This is a genomic window from Bartonella sp. AA74HLJMH, from assembly GCF_042197045.1.
Classification (GTDB): Bacteria; Pseudomonadota; Alphaproteobacteria; order Rhizobiales; family Rhizobiaceae; genus Bartonella.
In genome coordinates this window covers 28,078-51,259 of record NZ_JBHIRJ010000010.1, presented here as the reverse complement: position 1 = coordinate 51,259, position 23,182 = coordinate 28,078, and the positions used below count along the sequence as shown (strand labels likewise).

At 38.1% G+C, this 23,182-nt stretch carries 6 protein-coding genes; 5 read left to right on the top strand and 1 reads right to left on the bottom strand.

Going from position 1 to position 23,182, the window contains the following annotated elements:
• Positions 1–829: 829 nt before the first annotated feature.
• Positions 830–1,960 (bottom strand): metallophosphoesterase, encoded by a 1,131-nt coding sequence (locus ACFINH_RS06650; protein ID WP_375632454.1) that lies wholly within the window; start codon positions 1,958–1,960, stop codon positions 830–832.
• A 774-nt stretch (positions 1,961–2,734) separates the two neighbouring features.
• Here ACFINH_RS06650 and ACFINH_RS06645 point away from each other — a divergent pair.
• From ACFINH_RS06645 to ACFINH_RS06620, 5 genes are all read left to right on the top strand, one after another.
• Positions 2,735–5,596 (top strand): beta strand repeat-containing protein, encoded by a 2,862-nt coding sequence (locus ACFINH_RS06645; protein ID WP_375632453.1) that lies wholly within the window; start codon positions 2,735–2,737, stop codon positions 5,594–5,596.
• A 15-nt stretch (positions 5,597–5,611) separates the two neighbouring features.
• The gene (locus tag ACFINH_RS06640) at positions 5,612–9,034 is read left to right on the top strand and encodes an autotransporter outer membrane beta-barrel domain-containing protein (protein ID WP_375632452.1); all 3,423 of its coding nucleotides are present in this window, start codon (positions 5,612–5,614) and stop codon (positions 9,032–9,034) included.
• Positions 9,035–9,662: 628 nt separating this feature from the next.
• The gene (locus ACFINH_RS10450) at positions 9,663–14,708 is read left to right on the top strand and encodes an autotransporter outer membrane beta-barrel domain-containing protein (protein ID WP_404977860.1); all 5,046 of its coding nucleotides are present in this window, start codon (positions 9,663–9,665) and stop codon (positions 14,706–14,708) included.
• 651 nt (positions 14,709–15,359) lie between these two features.
• Positions 15,360–18,971 (top strand): autotransporter outer membrane beta-barrel domain-containing protein, encoded by a 3,612-nt coding sequence (locus ACFINH_RS06625; RefSeq protein WP_375632451.1) that lies wholly within the window; start codon positions 15,360–15,362, stop codon positions 18,969–18,971.
• Between the two features lie 877 nt (positions 18,972–19,848).
• Positions 19,849–23,016, top strand: coding sequence for an autotransporter outer membrane beta-barrel domain-containing protein (locus ACFINH_RS06620; RefSeq protein WP_375632450.1), 3,168 nt, complete (start codon positions 19,849–19,851; stop codon positions 23,014–23,016).
• The last annotated feature ends 166 nt before the right edge of the window (positions 23,017–23,182 follow it).

Genomic DNA, 23,182 nt, shown 5'->3' with positions numbered 1-23,182 from the left:
ATCCATCAATTGTGAGATAGACGACATAAAGCCATCGACAATCGAATTAGCCAGATCTTCGCCGGCTTGTTCCATACTTGCCTTGGCAGCATCAGAGAGCTTTTCGCGGGCAAAAAAGCTCTTTCTAAACTGGAACTTCTTAAAATTCCCTTTTTACACCTCTCTCAAAGCAAAGATAAAACTGCCAAAACACGTGAGAGTCATCTAAGGATAATTGCATGAGACCATAACAGCTATAAACAGACTCCAATATTTGTATCATATTATTGTAACGATTTACTTACGTATAAAAGAAGAAGATAAAATTGTAATACAACTAAAAGTTCATACGGTTAATCAAGAGAAATTATATAGCATCACAAAACATCAATTGTTTGAAGATTATAAGTAAAAAATTGATCAAAATAAAAAGCTTTTCTTATGAAAAAGAAAAGAGTTGCCCATGAGTAGATATTATAAACTCTAACAAAGGGCATAACTTGATAATTATACTGCAACAAACTAATAGAAACAGCCTTCTTGATAATTCTGGACAACATGTGCTAGCAAATTATGAACACACCCTTGACAAACTCCCCTTTCTTCAAAGATGAAAGCCTAAAAAGAAAAAATAGAATAACAAATCATTATTCTGCTTTGTATTAAAGCTCAGTTCACATTAAACCATTGCACTTATAGCGTATAACCTGAAATCTTAGCAGCTTTGAAAAAAATATGTCTGATTTTTCACTCTATTTCTAAATAACATTTAGACACTCCTACTGCTCTTCAAGTCCCCACATATAATACGTTTTTTCCCTCATGCTTTAAGACAAAGAAACAAATCCTATTATAACTTACTGCAACTTGCCGAAAATTGGGTGTCTTTCCCTATAACGCCAAGATCTTTAATTAAAAGCGGTTTTCCTATTTCTCCATTATAGGCTTTAACGTGAATGGTCTTGCCTTTCACATCTATGAGGTAATAATCTCCATTAAAAAGCGCACCAGCTGTATATATAGGGATATTTCCAAAAACCTTATCATTTTTCGCACGGCAATAAGACTGATAATGCGTGTGCCCAACGAAGATTGCTTTAACATTATGAGAGGTAATAATTGACTTAAAGACCGACAAATCTTTAGCATTCTTTTTACGAATAAAAAAGGATTCACCATCAATGGAAGCAGCACGCGCATCATGAAAATTAATGATTGTCACTTTACCTCTTGCATCAGCAGCAGCTAAATCGTTCCTAAGCCAATCTAAAGATTTATTGATTTGCACTTCTGTAGACTGCCCCTTCAAACCAACCGTATAGCTTGGATAATTGTGAAGCTGCACATAGTGAACATCTCCATAATCCCAAGAATAACTCAAACTCCCCCTTATCGAGCGAATATTTCCACCCGAAATGGGAACCAAGCTTTCAGTAACATCTGCATTGAAATGCGATAATTGACTACGGTATTTTTTGATTTCCGATACCATTCTTGAAACTGCACTTATAGCACAAGCATCTTTGTAAAAACTGAATTCTTGAGGATTTGTACAATTACCAACATTATTGGCATAATCGTGATTCCCTAGCCCCTCATAGACAGGTGCTCCAAGAGTTTTATAAACATTTTCATAATCATCATAGTTTTTTTGTTGTCCAAACTCCGTCAGATCACCATTGACAATATGGAATGCAGCCTTGTGCGCTTTTATCACACCAGCAACCTGCTCATTTATCTTTAACCATGGCTCTCTGTTTGATATTCCATTGGCATCACCAGAGTTTAAACGCCACGGTTGCGGATCAGCCATAATGATAGCAGTATAATTTTTTGTAAGAGACTTTTCTTTCATCGACCAATCCATGAATGCATCATGATAAAGCCTCTTGTCTCTTTTTATTTTTTCAGAATCAAGATTAAAACAACCAGAGAGAGTAAAAGCAATCACGGTGATTACCAATTCAACTTTATATCTCATAAACCTATCGCCATAAAAACGTTACATATTATTTATATTAAAAAATTCCTCAGAAGCAATTTTTTAGATTTTATTGTCAAAAATATGTCAAAAATTCGAAATAACGAAAGCAATAATCCTTCAATGAAGGTGCACTTTGATGATATAAAAGCACTGTTGATTTCAAGCCTTCAACTTGAAGCATCTTCATTGATTAAGATTTATAAGCTTGGGCTCTGGCTCTTTCAAATGTCATCGATACATCAACAGCTTATAAAAACTTAGTCGTATACTATTAAAATATCCCCAACAGGAGAAAGAATGTATTCTTATACTAGAGCACCCAACTCCTTTGGATATCAAGATCAAATATATTAGAATATTATGATAAATAAGGTATAACTAATCAAAAGTGCTAGCAATAGTGTTTGAGTATTACCGTCATCACTTACTTTGACAAGTTATAAAAATGCAGAAGTATTACAGAAAATACTATTATTACTTTATAAAAAAATAATATAACTTATGTAATTATTATAATAATATTTATAATTTCTATAATATAGATTTACAATAAATTTAATTATATAATATAAATAATTACAAACACATTGTGTGTTAAATATAAATTAATACAAATTTAATATCATTTGTTTTTTAATTTTGACAAAAAACCAAAAATATCTTACCAAATAAAGACAATTATCGAAATTAATAACAACTATCCATTTTCACTTCTTCTTATGAAGTTTGCGGGGAAATGAATATTTGGGGGCTCTCATAAGGAGAATACTGGTGTATAAAACATCCCTTTTATCATGCACGGCTGCGGCTGCTATCATACTATTCAACATCCAGTTCACTGCACATGCTGAAACTCTTGACGTTGCCAACGAAGAAAAAGATATATCCGGAAAAACGTACGAGACTATTTATGTAAAAAACAAAGGAAAAATCACCGGCAGTACTGTAACTGTAACTGGAAATGAAAACACAAATACAGACCCAGGTAGCGATAAATATGTTGTAACAGTTGAAGGTGCTAACAGTGCGCTTGAATTAAATAGCTTAAATATTCAAGGTACTGATTCTGATGTTCGTTTCGGTATTTCTGTAAAAGACGGCGCTAACATCAACCTGACCGGGGGGAACATTACAGCTTCTCAAACTGGCGTTTATATTGACGGCAGCGATAAAAATATACTGCAAAATGTAGTGATATCAAATAATAAAAATGAAGTTTCTCAACTCATTGGAGTGCAATCAGATAATGAAAGTAACATCACTTTAACAAATGTAAGCGTTACGCACGCAGAAGTTGGCATACTCGCAGATAATAATTCTCGAATCAACGTATCCGGAGGATTATTCGAGGGTAGAATGGATGGTGTATATGCTATGAGCGGCACCACCATTACTGTAAATGGCGGTACTAACGTTACCTCATCTAATGGTAACGGACTTCATGCCATCGATGAAAAGAGCGAAATCATAATGATAGGAGGAAGCGTCACTGGAAAAGATACAGCATTATCTGTAGACGAAGGTGGTCATATTAAAGTCACGGGTGGTACTCTAACAGCTAAGGAAGATACCACAAGTGCACCTACTACAGAAGGGGATAACCCTGCATATAATAAGGGTACTAAAATTGAGAGTGGATTCGGCGCATTGTCTCAAGGTGAAAACAGTGTGATTGAATTATCTGATACAAAGATCAATGATGCGACAATCGGGTTAAAAACACAAGAAAGTGGCGCAATCGCAATGACTGGGGGAAGCATTACAGCGTCCAAAGTTGGTGCATTCTTTTTAGATAGCAAGAGCAAAGAAAACGAACTGAAAGATGTAGTGACATCAAGTGGGAAAGATGATGCGCCACTAATCAATGGAATCAAGGCAACTAACAGTAATGTCACTTTAAATAATGTAACAGTGACGCAAGCACAAACTGCCATAGATGCATATGATTCCACAGTAAAAGTCTTAGGAGGATCATTTGATGCAGAAAAAGCAGCAATATTTGCTCAAAACGGCGGCAACATCACTTTAACTGGCGGTGCAAAAATTACATCATATAACGATGCTGGACTCTATGCGGAAGGTTCAAAGTCCATCATCGAAATGACAGGAGGGAGCATTACAGCGAAAGAGGAAGCAGTAACGACAACATACGGTGGCCATATTACTGTTACAGATGTCACCCTAAAAACAAATGGTGATGGACTTGGTGTAGCTTCTGATGACCTTGGTAGCATGATTGAATTACTTGGAAAGACAACGATTAGTGATAGTGCAATCGGGCTTCAAGCACAAAACGGTGGTGTAATCAAGATGACTGGGGGAACCATTACAGCTTCTGCAGCTGGTGCTGGCTTCTTAAACAGTAACAGCCGTGAAAACAAACTAGAAAATGTGACAATATCGAGTGGTAAAGACGATGCGCCACTGAACTTTGGAATAAAAGCAGATAAAGGTACCGTCACTTTAAAAGATGTAACAGTGACTCAAGCAGCCGCCGGTATATTTGCAGATCATGATTCGACAATAACAATCTCGGGAGGATCATTTCATGCACAAAATACAACAATATCTGCTCAAAACGGCAGCGCCATCACTTTAACAAACGGTGCAAAAATTACATCATCTGATGATGTTGGATTATATGCAAAAGATTCAAACTCCTCCATCACAATGATAGAAGGAAACGTCACGGGAAAAGCGAGTGCTTTGGTTGCTGAAGATGGTGGTCATATTACTGTTACAGATGTTACCCTAAAAACAAATGATAGCGATAAGTCATTTGGTGTATTTTCTAATGGCGCAAATAGTGTAATTGAATTGCTTGGAAAGACCACAATTAGTGGTAGTGCAATCGGGCTTGCATTCCAAAATGATGGCGCAATCAAGATGATTGGAGGAACCATTACAGCTTCTGCAGCTGGTGCTGGATTCTTAAACAGTAACAGTCATGAAAACAAACTAGAAAATGTGACAATATCGAGTGATAAAGACGATACGCCACTGAACTTTGGGATAAAAGCAGATAAAAGTACCGTTACTTTAAAAGATGTAACAGTGACTCAAGCAGCCGCCGGCATATTTGCAGAGAATGATTCGACAATAACAATCTCGGGAGGATCATTTCATGCACAAAATACAACAATATCTGCTAAAAGCGGCAGCACTATCACTTTAACCAATGATGCAAACATTACATCATCTGATAATGTTGGACTCTATGCAGAAGGTTCAAAATCCACCATCACAATGACGGGAGGAACTGTCACGGGGAAAGGTAATGCATTGGTTGCTGAAAATGGTGGACATATTACTGTTGCAGATGTGGCTCTAACTGTCACAGATGTGGCTCCAAGTGACGACTATATATCGTCTGGTGTATTTTCTGTTGGTGAAGGCAGTGTAATTGAATTACTTGGAAATACAACTATTAGTAATAGTGCACTCGGGCTTCAAGCACTAAACGATGGTGCAATCAAGATGACTGGAGGAGCCATTAAAACTTCTCTAGTTGGTGCTGGCTTCTTAAACAGTAACAACAGCGAAAACAAGCTAGAAGGTGTAAAGATATCGAATAGTAAAGACGATGCGTTACTGAACTTTGGAATAAAAGCAGATAAAAGTACCGTCACTTAAAAAGATGTAACCGTCATGCAAGCAACCAATGCCTTAGTTGCAGATGATCACTCGACAATAACAGCCTCAGGAGGATCATTTCATGCACAAAATACAACAATATCTGCTCAAAACGGCAGCGCCATCACTTTAACCAACAATGCAAACATTACATCATCTGATAACATTGGACTCTATGCAAATAGTTCAAACTCCACCATCAGCATGACGGGAGGAACCGTCACGGGGAAAGGTAATGCATTGGTTGCTGAAAATGGTGGACATATTACGGTCACAAATGTGTCTCTAAATGTTACAGATGTATCTCTAGGTGACGAAGATATATCGTCTGGTGTATTTTCTAATGGCGAAGGCAGTGTAGTTGAATTGCTTGAAGGAACAACGATTAGTAATAGTGAAATTGGACTTACAACAAACGATGGTGGCGCAATAAACATGACTGGAGGGACCATTAAAACTTCTCTAGTTGGTGCCGGCTTTTTAAACAGTAACAGCGGTGAAAACAAGCTGGAAGGTGTGAAGATATCGAATAATAAAGACGATGCGTTACTGAACTTTGGAATAAAAGCAGATAAAAGTACCGTCACTTTAAAAGATGTAACAGTGACTCAAGCAGCCGCCAGTATAGTTGCAAATAACCACTCAACAATAACGGTCTCAGGAGGATCATTTAGTGGACGTGATGTAGGAGGAAGCGCCGAAACCAGCAGTACGATTATCTTAAAAAACAATGCTAACATTACATCATCTAATGGCGAAGGACTCCTTGCAGACGGTTCAGGATCTAAGATCATAATGACGGGAGGATCCGTAGCCGCGAACAAAACAGCGTTATTCGCAATCAACGGAGGGCATATTGATGCCACAGATGTTGCTCTAACAACAGAGGGAAAAGGAAGCGGTGCATTTGTAAGTGGCAATGACAGCACAATTCAATTGCATGGTGATACAATAATTAACAATACTTTGGGCGGCCTTGGAGCAGTTAACGGTGGTAAAATCATTAGCGAAAACTTATCGATAATCGGTGGTGAAGCACTTGAAGGCCCCGACAACGAGCGCACTGGTATATGGACATCGGACTCTGGTAGTGAAGTTAGGTTAATGGGCAAAACAACCATTCAAAATGTTGATGAAGGGTTTTATGCAGACGGTGGAAGTAAAATCATTAGCGGAGATTTAACAATAACTGGTGGTGAAAGTAAACAACAAACCGTTGCTGTAAACGTTGCGGAGTCTGATAGTGCAATCGAATTAAATGGTAAAACAATCATTCAAAATTTTGATGTTGGTCTTTTTGCAGGAAATAATAGCACAATTAAGATGACGAATGGTTATATTGGAGCAGCAGAGAATACAATAAAAAATAAAATAGAAGCAAAAAAAGTTGCACTATGGGCGGCAGCTAATGGACATATTGATCTCAAAGATGTTTCTGTAACAGCAGGAATCAGCGGCTTGCAGTTCTTAGCTCTCCCTAATACCAAAACCGATGAATCAAATGATCCGCAAAAACATCAAAATAGTGAAATCAATTTAACCAATGCAGATATTCACGCTGAAAATGGTACTGGAATTTTCATTGGAGCTTTCACTAACGATAACATTGAAGATATTCCAACTTTATCAATCGGTACAGCAAATCTCAAAAATTCAGAAATCCATGCCGATGTATTGTTAGGAGATGGTCTTTTCGAAGATCCAAAATCTTGGAAAAATGACAATTATTGGAACAATAAAGAGGTTAAAGCGATCTCCAATGGCACCTTCACATTAAGCGCTGATCATTCAACTTTAGAAGGCAGAGCAAATATTTCTAAAGACAGAAATGTACGTTTTGATCTAAAAAACAAGACAACATGGACACTAAAGACCAGTACAAAAGAAAAAGATGATGATGGCAATCTGCTTGATATCGCTCAAAGATCTCGTTCTGATATTTCCACGCTTAATCTCGATAACAGCTCTATTGTTTTTGATGGACCAACAGAAGATCATTATCACACATTGCATATAGGATCTGGTAAACCAGATACGCAAACAGTCTACAACGCCTCTGGTGATGCAAAGATTTACTTCAACATTGCTTGGAGTGATGGCGTAGCAAGTGCCGATCAAAAAACCGATAGACTTCTGATCCACGGTGATGTCTCAGGCTCCACAACAGTTTATATCAAAAGCGATTCAGGAGATGAAAGTAGTGTAGTCAATGCTGCTGATCCTTCCAATATAGGTGGCCTCTCGCTCATTCAAGTATCTGGAAAAGCACAAGAAGACTCTTTCAAACTCGTAAATGGCTATACCACAAGAAATCGTTTGCCTTATAAATATACGCTAACGGCCTATGGACCAGAGTCAAGCCACGGTACAGCCGATGTTGCACAAAGCCTCTTTGATGAAAAGAATGAAAGTTTCTGGGATTTCCGCTTACATAAAGAAATTCTTGAAACAGATTCTGGTTCTGGTCCAAGTGTGATCGTCCCTGTAGCACAAACGGCCAGTTACTTAGTCATGCCAAATGCTCTCTTCTATAGTGGATTAACCGATATGGCTAAACAAAACGCGCTTTTAGCCAATATCAGAACATCTGTCTTAGGAAAAGAAGAGGAAAAACAAACCGGTTTCTTCCTCTATACTTACGGAAACACAGGAACCTTATCTTCTGAACGCGGACCTCTCAAATATGGTTATGGTGCTGATATCCGCTATGCTGCTCTCCAAGCCGGAGTCACATTCGCAGCATTAGAAGGACAAAATACCACAACACATTTCGGTCTTGTAGGCACCTATGGGCGGCTGTCTTTCACTCCAAAGGACATAGCGGATGCCAGTAAGAGCACATTGGATAAATGGTCACTAACAGCTTATGGCAGCGTGCAGCATGACAATGGTTTCTATATGGATACACTGTTATCCTATGGAATTCTAAAAGGAGATATCGGCAATGCTATCATTGGCAAAACCGCAAAATTGCAAAATGCCAAAATGTTTAGTATCTCCACCACTGTTGGCAAAGAGTTTGCAACTGGAATGGAAAGTTTAACATTTGAGCCACAAGCACAAATTGCCTATCAACATTTGATGTTTAATACCATTGAAGATGCTGATAATTTTACCGTTGATATGAACAATCCTTCTCAATGGTTGATCCGTGTTGGTGGACGTTTGACAAAAACTATTTCCACTGAAAACAACCGTCCAATGTCTTTCTATGGAAAAGTAAACTTGATCAAAACCTTTGGTGATAATGGTACCATCCAGATTGGCAGAGATTTTGACCTTGATCCTATGGGACCTGCAATTGAAGGCGGCGTTGGCATCAATGCGCAACTGTCTCACAATTTCTCCCTTCATGGTGATGTAAGCTATCAGCAAAAGCTTCAAAAAACTGGTATCTCTGGAGCAAATTTCTCAGGCGGCATACGCTATCAGTTTTAACACAAAGCTGTAAAAGCAAGCCTATTCATTCTATTCAATTTAATAAAAAGGCAGCACGATATGCTGCCTTTTTATCTCTCCCCTATTCTTTTCTACCAATACACACCGCCAACATTTTTCTTTAAGAAAATTAGTTAAAAAACTCAAGACAATAAAATATCGCGCTTTTAACTAGTAAAAATATCCCTTGAAAAAACTAAAAGTCGATTGAAAAATCAATGAGCGCTATTTTATCGTAACCGTGTTAAAGAAAAACATGAAAGCTATGGTATCATCTTTGGTTTCATGATGTTGGAAGAGATCCCTATCAGGCTCAAGTATACAGTTTTTTGAAATTTTCTTGCCTATTTCTTTTCTTTAAGCATAATCAACAAGTTTTATGCAAACATAACACATATCTTGAATAGAAAAACTTATAATACTTACATAATATTAACATAATGTATTCATTTAATACTAAATGAATTTAAATATAATACATTATATGCTAAATGTATAAGTTAATTTATACTTTACAAAAAAATAAAAATATCCTATTCACGTTCCATCTCTAAAATATCCATCCATTTGATATCCTTCTTATAAGCGGGGGAAGAGTGTGTGGCTCTTATAAGTTAGGAAAATCTTGATGTGTAAAAAATCCCTTTTATGCTGCACAGCTGTCATAGCTGTCATGCTATTCAACACCCATCTCAATGTATATGCTGAAACTCTTGAAGTTTCCGGCGAGAAAAAAGAAGTATCTAACACAACGTATGAGATTATTAATGCGAAAGACAACGGGAAAATCACCGGCACACATTTAACTGTGGTTGGGAATAAAGACACGGATATTTATGCTGTAACAGCTGACGGTCTTGGCAGTGCGATTACATTACTGCAAGACACAGCCATTAAAGGAACTGATTTTGACATTCGTCTTGGTCTTAATGCAAAAGATGGTGCTACAATCAAAATGACTGGAGGCATTATTACGGTTTCTGAAATTGGCGCTTTCTTCGAAAACAGTATGAATGATAAAAATAAGCTGGAAGGTGTAACAATATCAAGCGGTAAAGATGGCCACTTCATGGACAAGGGAATAAATGCCGACAACAAAAGCAAAGTTACTTTAGAAAACGTAACAGTTACGCAAGCAAACACCAGTATATTTGCAAATGATCATTCTGAAGTAACGATTTTAGGAGGAGAATTTGATGGAGAACTCAAAGGAATATCTGCTACGGAAGGCAGCGCTATTACTTTAACCTATAGTGAATTAGCCGATAATAAAAAAGGCAGTGTTCAAGTTACATCATCTCATGGTGACGGACTCTATGCAAATGGTGCACAATCCACAATCACAATGATAGGAGGATCAGTCACTGGAGAAAATACAGCATTACTTGCAGAAAATGGCGGACATATTGACGTCACAAATGTTACTTTAAAAAAAGATGGCACCGGAATCGGTGCAATAGCTAATGATGTTGACAGCACAATTGAACTACACGGAAATACGGTAATTAATGACGCTGTAATTGGGCTTTATGCAACAAACGGTAGCACAATCACAATGACTGGAGGAACCATTACGGCTTTTGAAACTGGTGCGTTCTTCAATGAGAGTAAAAGCGATAAAAACAAATTAGAAAATGTAACCATTACTTATGCAAATACCAGCATAAGTGATCAAGACAAGCTAGAAAGTGTGAAAACATCGGACAATGAATTAGACCCTGGATGGGAAAGTGAATTAGAAAATGAAAAAGAAGAGTTTTTATACACAGGAATAACGGCCTTTGCCGGAAGTCATCTCACTTTAGAAAATGTAACCATTACGCAAGCAGACACCAGCATATCGGCAGAAGATGGTTCACAAGTAACGATATTAGGAGGAGCATTTGATGGAGAACACACAGGGCTATACGTAATGAACGGCAGCTTCATTACTTTAGCCAATAGTAAAGAAGGCAGCGTTCAAGTTACATCATCTGATGGTGATGGACTCTATGCAGACGGTTTATTCTCTACAATCATAATGATGGGAGGGACAGTGACTGCGGGAAAAAGAGCATTATTTGCACAAAAAGGTGGATATATTAAGGTCACAGATGTTGCTCTAACAACGATGGACGGAAACGGATACGGTGCAGCTTCCACCGATCCTTACAGCTTTATTGAATTGGATGGAGAGACAACGATTACTAATGCTATAAATGGACTTGATGCGGAAAACAGTGGTGTTATCATAATGACGGGAGGAGCTGTAACTGCAAAAAGCGCAGCATTGTTTACCATGAACGGTGGATATATTAAGATCACAGATGTTGCTCTAACAACGATGGACGGAAACGGATACGGTGCAGCTTCCACCGATCCTGAAAGCTTAATTGAATTGGATGGGAAGACAACAATTAATAATGCTCTCATCGGACTTTATACAGAAAATAGTGGTACTATCTCAATGGCGGGTGGAACTGTAACTGGGAAAAGCGCGGCAGTACTTACAAAAAGCGGTGGACATATTAAGGTCACAGATGTTGCTCTAACAACAATGGATGGCAACGGATACGGGGCAGCTACCAGCGATCCTAACAGCTTGATTGAATTGCATGGAAAGACAACAATTAATAATGCTTTCATCGGACTTTATACAGAAAATAGTGGTACTATCACAATGGCGGATGGAACTGTAACCGCAACAAACATGGCACTGTTTGCAGCAAACGGTGGACATATTAAGGTCACAGATGTTGCTCTAACAACAATGGATGGCAACGGATACGGTGCAGCTACCACTGATCCTGACAGCTTGATTGAATTATATGGAAAGACAATAATTGATAATGCTTTCATCGGGCTTAATACAGAAAATAGTGGTACTATCACAATGGCGGGTGGAACTGTAACCGCAACAAACATGGCATTGCTTGCAAAAAGCGGAGGACATATTAAGCTCACAGATGTTGCTCTAACAACGATGTATGGCAACGGATACGGAGCAGCTACCTCCGATCCTGAAAGCTTGATTGAATTGCATGGAAAGACAACGATTAATAATGCTTTCATCGGGCTCAATGCAGAAAACAGTGGTGCAATCACAATGACGGGAGGAACTGTAACCGCTGCAAACATGGCATTGCTTGCAAAAAGCGGTGGGCATATTAAAGTCACAGATGTTGCTCTAACAACAATAAATGGTAACTATGGCGCAGCTACCACCGATCCTGATAGCTTGATCGAATTGCATGGAAAGACAACAATTAATAATGCTTTCATCGGGCTTAATGCAGAAAATAGTGGTGCAATCACAATGACGGGAGGAACTGTAACCGCTGCAAACATGGCAGTGTTTGCAAAAAACGGTGGGCATATTAAGGTCACAGATGTTGCTCTAACAACGATGTATGGTAACGGATACGGTGCAGCTACCACCGATCCTAATAGCTTGATTGAATTGTATGGGAAGACAACTATTGATAATGCTGTAACCGGACTTGATGCAGAAAATAGTGGCACAATCATAATGACTGGGGGAACAGTAACTGCGACAACCATGGCATTGTTCGCAATGAATGGTGGACATATTAAGGTCACAGACGTTGCTCTAACAACAATGGATGGCAACGGATACGGTGCAGCTGCCAGCAATCCTTACAGCTTAATTGAATTGCATGGAAATACAGCGATTAGCAATACTTTCATCGGACTTTATGCAGAAAACGGTGGCACAATTAAAATGAATGGAGGGACCGTAGCAGCAAAAGGATCAGCATTTGTTGTAAAAAATAGCGGATATATTGATGTAACAAATGTTTCTGCAACAGCAGAAAACAGTGGCATAATATTTGATAAATCCGAGGACGATAACGCCTTAGAAATCAACTTGACAAATACAAAGATTCGCACTGAAAATAGCATTGGAATTAACGCAGACCAATCAATCGGTATAGCCAATCTCAAAAATTCAGAAATCAGTGCCGATATTTTATTAGCAGCAAAAGCTTCAACTAAAGAAAATAATTTTGCTTTTACATTAAATGCTAATCACTCGGTATTAAAGGGAAGAGCAAAAATTGCAGAAAACAGAACCGTACGCTTTGATTTGACAAACAAGACAACATGGATATTGAAAACCAGTACAAAAGAAACCGATGATGACGGAAAACTGCTTGCTATTGCTCAAAGGTCACGTTCTGATATTTCTGTGCTCAATCTTAATGATAGTTCTATTGTTTTTAATGGACCGGTAGAAGATCATTATCATACATTGCATGTAGGATCTGGAATACCAACCACTCTAGCAGTCTATAATGCCTTTGGTGAGGCAGAAATTCATTTCAACGCTATATGGAGTGATGGTGTTGCAATAGATGCACAAAAAACCGATAGGCTTCTCATTCACGGTGATGTAGCAGGCACCACAACAGTTTATGTCAAAAGTGTTTCAGGGGATAAAGAGAGTGTAGAAAATGCTTCTCCTCCTTCAAATATAGGTGGACTTTCACTTATTCAAGTTTCTGGAGAAGCAAAAGAAGACTCCTTTAAATTGAAAAATGGCTATACCACCATAGGAGGAACTCCTTATAAATATACGCTGACTGCCTATGGACCAGTCTCAAGCTATGGCAAAGCCAATGCTAACCAAAACTTATTCGATGAAAAGGATAAAGATTTCTGGGATTTCCGTTTGCAGCCTGAATTTTTTGACCCCGATTCAAAAGTAAGAGCAGTTGTACCACAAATGGCAAGCTATTTGGTTATGCCAAATGCCCTCTTTTATACTGGATTGGCCGATATGGCCAAGCAAAATGCACTTTTAGCCAATATGAGAACAACAGTCTTGGGAGAGCAGAAAAATCTAAAAAACAGTTTCTTCCTCTCTACCTATGGGGGTACAGGAACCTTATCCTCGAAACGCGGTCCCCTTAAATATGGTTATGGTGCTGATATTCGCTACGCTGCTATACAAGGTGGGGTTGCATTGACTACGTTAGAAGGGCACCGCACTACTACACATCTTGGTCTTTTAGGTACCTATGGGCAGCTGTCTTTCACTCCAAAAGAGATGCAGGATGCAAGTAAAAGCACCCTAGATAAATGGTCTCTCACTGCCTATGGTAGTGTACAACATGACAGTGGTTTCTATATCGATACGCTTTTATCCTATGGGATAATAAAGGGCGATATCACCAATGCTATCATTAGTAAAACCGCGAAATTGAACAATGTAAAAATGTTGAGTATTTCCACCACCGTTGGCAAACAATTTTCTACCGGAATGGAAGGTTTAACCTTCGAGCCCCAAATACAACTTGCTTATCAACATTTGATGTTTGATACCATTGAAGATGCTGATAATTTAAAAATTGATATGAACAATCCTTCTCAATGGTTGATCCGTGTTGGTGGACGTTTAACCAAAACCATTATGACCACTGAAAATGGTCCTGCCATTTCCTTCTATGGAAAAGCAAACTTGATCAAAACCTTTGGTGATGATGGTACCATCCAGATTGGCAGAGATTTTGACCTTGATCCCATGGGAACAGCAATTGAGGGCGGCGTTGGCATCAATGCACAACTGTCTCACAATTTCTCTCTTTACGGTGATGTAAGCTATCGACAAAAACTTCAGAAAACTGGTATAAGTGGTGCAAGCTTTTCAGGTGGCATACGCTATCAGTTTTAAATCAAGGCTGTAAAAATAGCCTATTCATTCTATTCAATTTAATAAAAAGGGCAGCACAATATGCTGCCCTTTTTGTACATTAAAGTCATCCTTTTTCCTTTTAAAGCACCCTTCCCTCTTTATACTTAGTTCTTTACGAAAATCTCCAAGACAAGACACAACAAACGCAACAGAGCACTTCCATCCCCAGTGGATGAAGAGTACTTCCTACTTTGAAAAAAAGAGAAGTCTATTAGAAATAAATTAATACCACTGTGTTGAAAGATGAAAGCCCACTTTAAGCCCAAGTAAGTTAGCTTTTTTACTAGCTTCTTCTACATCCTTTTTTGTTCCCTCATAACCCCAATTTGCGTCATATAATAATCCCTACCATCACGTAAAAGATGTTATGGTACCACTATATCAGTATCTCACAATATTTCTCTGAATAATAATATTCAAAATTATAATTCTTTAAATAAAATCCATTATAAATACATTTTGTATTATACATAATTAATATCAATTATTTTTTAATTTTGACAAAAAACCAAAAATGTCTTACCAAATTAAAGACAATTACTGAAAGTAATAACAACTATCCATTTTCACTTCTTCTTATGAAGTTCGCGGGGAAATGAATATTTTGGGGCTCTCATAAGGAGAATACTAGTGTATAAAACATCCCTTTTATCATGTACGGCTGCAGCCGCTATTATCCTGTTCAACATCCAGTTCAGTGCACATGCTGAAACCCTCGTAGTTTCTGAGGGAAAACAACAAGAAGTATCCGATAAAACCTACGAAACTATTCACGCAAAAGACGGTGGCAAAATCATTGGAAAACATTTAACCATTGTTACGAATAAAGATATAAACCAAGGCACAAACCAAACCGTCTATGCTGTAACAGCAGAAGGTGCTAACAGTGCGATTGAGTTACTGGATGGCACAATCATTAAAGGCACTGGTTCTGGTATTTTCTTAGGCCTTGAAGCCAAAGACGGTGCTACACTTCAAATGACTAAGGGAACAATTACATATTCTGGAATGGAGGCCTCCTCATCTGGCATTTTATCTAGCACTGGTGCTTCCTTTTCTGACAGTAAGAGTAAAAAAAACAAGCTGGAAGACGTGGTAATATCGAGTGAAAACGATAACAGTTCACTATCCTTAGGAATAAGTGCTAAAAACAGCACAGTAACCTTGAACAATGTAACCGTTACTCAAGCACTAACAGGCATATTTGCAGATGATCACTCGACAATAACAATCTCTGGAGGATCACTCGATGGGGAAACTGATGGGGTATATGCTGGAAACGGCAGCATCATTACTTTAAACAACAATGTTACAGTCGCATCATCTAAAGGTAATGCACTCCATGCAGATGGTATAGAATCCAAGATCACCATGAAAGGAGGGGCTGTCATAGGAGGAAGTTTGAATGGACATGAAGGCGCATTATTTACAAAAAATGGTGGACGTATTGAAATTACGGATGTTACTCTAACAACCAATAACTTCCGAAACGGTGCAAATGCCAATGGCTTTGGAAGCATAATTGAATTAAAAGGCAAAACAAGCATTGAAAAAGTTAGAGATGGACTGAGAGCAGAAAAAGGTGGTAAAATCACCAGCGAAGATTTAACAATAACTGCTTATGAAAACCAAGAATACGGTACTTCTGGTATAACAGCCATTGATCCCAATAGTGAAGTTCAATTAAAGGGTCATACAACCATTGAAAAAGTTTTTGTCGGTCTTGAAGCCTTTAATGGTGGCAAAATCGTTAGCGGAGATTTAACAATAGTCGGTGGTAAAGCAATTAATGACAACCCCAATGAAGCACGATCTGGTGTATGGACATCGGGCTCTGGGAGTGAAATTCAGTTAACTGGCAAAACAACCATTCAAAATTTTGATGAAGGTCTTTATGCAGATGATGGGAGTAAAATCATTACCGGAGATTTAACAATAACCGGTAGTGAGTCCGAAGAACCAACCGTTGGTGTAAGTACTTGGGAGGCCGATAGTATAGTTGAATTAAATGGCAAAACAACTATTCAAAATGTCGGTATTGGTCTCGCTACTGGTGAAGATGGCACAATTAAGATGATTAATGGCGCTATTGATACTAATTCTAAAGGTCTAGATACCCAATCCGACACTCCTCAGAATGGGAAGAAAAATAAAATAGAAGCAAAAATGGCTGCGCTGGTTGTAATAAATGGCGGACATATTGATCTGACAGATGTTTCTGCCACAGCAGAAGTTGCCGGTTTACAATTCGCAACTTTCTCCGATGATAATCCAAATGGCTCGCATGATCCACAAAAATATCATAGTAATGAGATCAATCTGACCAATGCAGAGCTTCATGCTGAAAATGGCACAGGAATTTTCATTGGAGCTGTTGTTGAAAAAAGCATCGAAGATGCTACAGCTCCATCAATCGGCACAGTCAATCTTAAAAAATCAGAAGTCCATGCCGATGTTTTACTAGGAAATGGTATTGCTTGGGACAAAGCGTCATGGAAAGATAAGGATTTGTGGGATGATAAAGAGGTTAAAGCGATCTCCAACGGCACCTTCACATTAAGCGCTGATCATTCAAATTTAGAAGGCAGAGCGAATATTGCTAAAGACAGAAATGTACACTTTGATCTGAAAAACGACACAACATGGACGTTGAAGATCAGTAACAATGAAAAAGATGCTGATGGAAAACTACTTGATATTGCTCAAAGATCTCGTTCCGATATTTCTACACTTAATCTCGATAACAGCTCCATTATGTTTAGCAAGCCAACAGAAAAACAGCATTACCAAACTTTGTATATAGGTTCTGGTAAACCAGACACGCAAGAAGTCTACAATGCCTCTGGTGACGCAAAAATTTACTTCAACGCACAATGGAGTGATGGAGCACCAATCGCCGATCAAAAAACCGATAGGCTTTTGATCAATGGGAACGTCTCAGGCAACACATCAGTTTATGTTTCAGGACGCGTAGAAAAGAACAGTAGTCAAGCAAATACCTCTGCTGCTGCCAATGTCCGGGGGCTTTCACTCATTCAAGTTTCTGGAAAAGCAGAAGAAAACTCTTTCAAACTGGTAAATGGCTATACCACAAGAGGTGGCTTACCGGATATGTATACACTACGTGCCTATGGACCAGACTCAAGCCAAGGCAAAGCCGATATTGCACAAAACCTCTTTGATGAAAAGAATAAAAATTTCTGGGATTTCCGTTTACAACCCGAACTGCTTGACTCCAATTCTGGTTCAAATCCTGATCCTGAAACAAATATCCCTACCGTTGCCCCTGTACCACAAACAGCAAGCTATTTGGTCATGCCAAATGCTCTCTTCTATAGTGGATTAACCGATATGGCTAAACAAAACGCGCTTTTAGCCAATATCAGAACATCTGTCTTAGGAAAAGAAGAGGAAAAACAAACCGGTTTCTTCCTCTATACTTACGGAAACACAGGAACCTTATCTTCTGAACGCGGACCTCTCAAATATGGTTATGGTGCTGATATCCGCTATGCTGCTCTCCAAGCCGGAGTCACATTCGCAGCATTAGAAGGACAAAATACCACAACACATTTCGGTCTTGTAGGCACCTATGGGCGGCTGTCTTTCACTCCAAAGGACATAGCGGATGCCAGTAAGAGCACATTGGATAAATGGTCACTAACAGCTTATGGCAGCGTGCAGCATGACAATGGTTTCTATATGGATACACTGTTATCCTATGGAATTCTAAAAGGAGATATCGGCAATGCTATCATTGGCAAAACCGCAAAATTGCAAAATGCCAAAATGTTTAGTATCTCCACCACTGTTGGCAAAGAGTTTGCAACTGGAATGGAAAGTTTAACATTTGAGCCACAAGCACAAATTGCCTATCAACATTTGATGTTTAATACCATTGAAGATGCTGATAATTTTACCGTTGATATGAACAATCCTTCTCAATGGTTGATCCGTGTTGGTGGACGTTTGACAAAAACTATTTCCACTGAAAACAACCGTCCAATGTCTTTCTATGGAAAAGTAAACTTGATCAAAACCTTTGGTGATAATGGTACCATCCAGATTGGCAGAGATTTTGACCTTGATCCTATGGGACCTGCAATTGAAGGCGGCGTTGGCATCAATGCGCAACTGTCTCACAACTTCTCCCTTCATGGTGATGTAAGTTATCAACAAAAGCTTCAGAAAACTGGTATAAGTGGTGCAAGCTTTTCAGGTGGTATACGCTATCAGTTTTAAGGAAAGGAAATTCTTCTCGGAACCTCTTATTTTAAGCAGAGCAGCCTGTGCCCTACATGAGAAGGAAAGCACATGTACAAGCGTATGAGACTGAAAAAAGTGTAAAAGCGAGCGTTGCTTTCCCGTTCGTTTGCACAGAAAGGCTGCACAACTCTGTATTGTGCAGCTTTTTTAATTTTCTATAATATTATGTAGCCCTTTTGTTGATATTACCTCTTGTAAATAAACCCTGCTTTTCTTTTCTGCTAAAGTCCTTTTTATTCCTTAAAGAAACCTCTTTCTTCTTCATGCAGTAGATGTACTAGCTTTTCTTTAAAGGAATTCCCTTCACCTCTTTACGGCAGAAGATCTGCTGCAAAATACCTTTTTGCGCAGAAAATCCAATCAGGCATAACAAACATAACACAATGCTTTGTACTCAATTTATCTAAAATGCTCAGGAAATCATAAAGAAGAGCTAAAGCTTTATCAATCATCATAAGTATTATTTAAGTATATACATAAATATATTTTAGATATACAGAAAACAAATATTAAATTCATTATGTGATTGAAATTATAATAGTTTATATTTAATAATTTGTTTTATAAATTATAAATTACATAGTTATTTACAAAATAAAAAACCCTTTAATAAAAATTAATTATAGAATACAAGTAAATAAATAAATTTACTATATAAATGTAAAAATAAATAAAGTATAAAATTATATTATATTTTATTATTAAATAATATTTTTATTTAATAATAAAATTATATAAATACTTTATATAAAAGTTAAAATAATATAACCTCCCGATGAAAATTGTGTGTTCTTTATCCTTTTTATAAGCGGGGAGAGAATATGCGGAGGCTTATAAGTTAAGGAAAATCTTCATGTCTAAAAAATTTTTACTATCCTGTACAGCTGTTGCGACAATCGCGCTGTTTAATGCTCATACTAATGTAAAAGCCGAAAAAATCTTAATGAATTTTCATGGAATAACTGAGGAAGCATCCAACTTCACTGTTGGCGGTATAATAGTGATAAAAGGTAGTGGAATAATTGGAAAAAATTTAGCAATAATTCACGACAGCAAAAACATGGAGGACGACTGGTTGAGCACTGTACGCATTATCGAACCTAATAGCTTTCTTGACTTATCAGAATCAACGATTAAGGCTAAAGAAATCGGTGTGATGGCAACAGACGGTGGTATAATAAAAATGAATGCAGTAGGTATTATTGCTCCTACAGTAGGCTTATTTCTCGAAGATAGCAAAAGTGATAAAAACAAGCTGAAAAATGTGACAATAACGAGCAGTAAAGATGACTTAATGGAAAAAGGAATAGCTCTTTATAAGGAAAGTAAAGTCATCTTGGAAAACGTAACAGTTACTCAAGCAAAAGTGGGTATAGAAGCGTTGGATAATTCTCAAACAACGGTATCAGGAGGATACTTTAATGCAAAAGAGCATGGAATATACGCTGGTACAGGCTCTACAATTACTTTAAAGAACAATGTTACAGTGTCCTCTGATGAATATGGCCTCAATGCAAATGGTGCACAATCCAAAATCACGATGATTGGGGGAACTGTAACTGGGAAAAAAAATGCATTAGTTGCAGCAAATAGTGGATATATTGATGGCATAGATACCACTCTAATGGCAGATGGCAATGGAAAAGGTGCATGGGCTAACGGCCCCAACAGTACAATTGAATTGCATGATAATGCAACCATTAAAGAGGCTATCATCGGACTTGAAGCAAACAGTGGTGTCATTCAAATGACAGGAGGATCTATCACTGTTTCCGAGACAGGGGCTTCTTTTGAAAACAGCAAGAGTGACAACAACAAGTTAGAAAATGTCGTGATAACAAGCAGCAGCAATGATAAACCGATAACCACAGGTGTAAGTGCTGATAAGGAAAGCACGGTTACTTTAAAAAATATCACCGTTAAGAACGCACAAAAGGCTCTCTTGGCTAATGATAATTCCCAAATAACGGTAACGGACGGCGGTTCCTTTGGCGGTGAGGTACAAGCCAAGCAAGGCAGCACAATTACTTTAAATGATAATGTTATAGTAACATCTGAAAATAATGGGCTTCATGCAGATGGTGAACAATCTAAAATCACAATGACTGGAGGAACTGTAAAAGCAAAAGAAGCTGCATTTGTCTTAAAAGATGGCGGATATATTGATGTCACAGATATTTCTGCGAAAGCACAGTGCAATGGGATAAGCATTGATGACTCCAAAAACGATCAGACTTCAAGAATCAACCTGACCAATACAAACCTTTTTGTCGAAGATGGAACGGGTATTGTTGCCAACAATTCATCAAATGGTAAACTCAACCTCAAAGATTCAAAAATCAGTGCCGACAGGTTATTCGTGGGTATAACTCATGATACGCCAAAACCTGATCAAATCTTTACACTCACCGCAGAAAACTCTCTCTTACAGGGGGAAGTAAGAAATGACGGAAACAGCAGAACAACTTTCGATCTCAAAAACGATACAACATGGTTCGTAAACACTAGCACAAAAGAAAAAGATGATGCGGGCAAGTTACTTGATATTGCCCAAAGATCTCATTCTGATGTTTCTATACTTAATCTCGACAATAGTTCCATTGTTTTTCAACAGCCGACAGAAAACCATTATCATACATTGCATATAGGTTCTGGGAAACCAGACACGCAAGCAGTCTACAATGCTTCTGGTGACGCAAAGATTTCTTTTAATGTTGGATCTGTTGAGAGCTCTGATATAATCGATCAAAAAAATGATCGACTTCTGATCCAAGGGGATGTCTTAGGTACAACAACAGTTTATGTTATGAGTGATTTCAAAGATAGCAATAATATAACAGAAGCTTTTCACCCTTCTTCTAATACCAGTGGAGTTTCGCTCATTCAAGTTTCTGGGAAAGCAGATGAAAATTCCTTCAAATTAGCCAATGGTTATATCCAAGCAACTGGTTCACCTTATAAATATAGACTTACCGCTTATGGACCAACATCCAGCTATGGTGCTGCAAATGAAACACTAAACCTGTTGGGAGAAAATGATAATTTCTGGGATTTCCGTTTGCAGAAATTTATTTTACCACAAGTAGCGAGCTATTTGGCCGTACCTAATGCTCTCTTCTACGCTGGTTTTATCGATATGGCTCAACAAAGTACTCTGTTAGCTGATCTGAGAACAACAGCTATAGGGATCGAAGATAACGTCAAAAAAAATGGATTCTTTCTCTCTTCCTATGGAAGTATCGCAACCCTATCGTCACAACAATATGGCTATAACACAAACATTCGCTATGCTGCTACACAAGCAGGTTTTACAGCTTCTGCACAAAAGAGCCAAAATACAATCCTATATTGGGGTCTTACCGGAACCTATGCTCAATTATCCCTCACCCCCCAAAATATAGAAGATGCAGACAAGAGTACGCTTAACAAATGGGCAGTCACAGCCTACAGCGGTATAGAGCATAATAGCGGTTTCTATATGGATACACTCTTCTCTTATGGGATCTGGAAAGGAAATATCTCTACAGCCATCGCTAACAGTACCACTAAAGTCGATGATATAAAAATGTTAATTGCCTCAACAACAATAGGTCAAAAATTCACAACGGGTATTAAAGCCCTCACGTTTGAACCCCAGGCACAACTTGTTTACCAGCGTCTAATCTTTAATGCCTTTTCTGATGCTGATAATCTTAAAGTTGATATCGGTGAACCTTATCAATGGTTAGTACGCATTGGTGGACGTTTGACAAAAACTACTACCTCCACAGAAAAGAACCGTGTCATTTCTCTGTATGGAAAAGTGAACTTTCTCAAAACTTTTGGTGATGATGGTAAAGTACAGATTGGCGACACCTTTCCCCTTGATCCTACAGGATCTTCTATTGAAGGTGGGCTTGGCATCAATGCAAAATTGTCTCGCAGTTTAGCCCTCCATGGTGATATAAACTATCGAAAAAAGCTGCAAAAAACTGGTATATCCGGAACAAACTTTTCAGGAGGGATACGCTATCAGTTTTAAGGAAAGTCTGTAAATAGCCTATTCATTCTATTCAATTTAACAAAAAAGGCAGTATACATACTGCCTTTTTAATCTATGTAAGCTACTATTCTTATCCCCTGAAACTTTTTTCTTTTCTCCTCAATGATATCCTTCCCTCCTATTTACACGAGTCACGCGGCATATT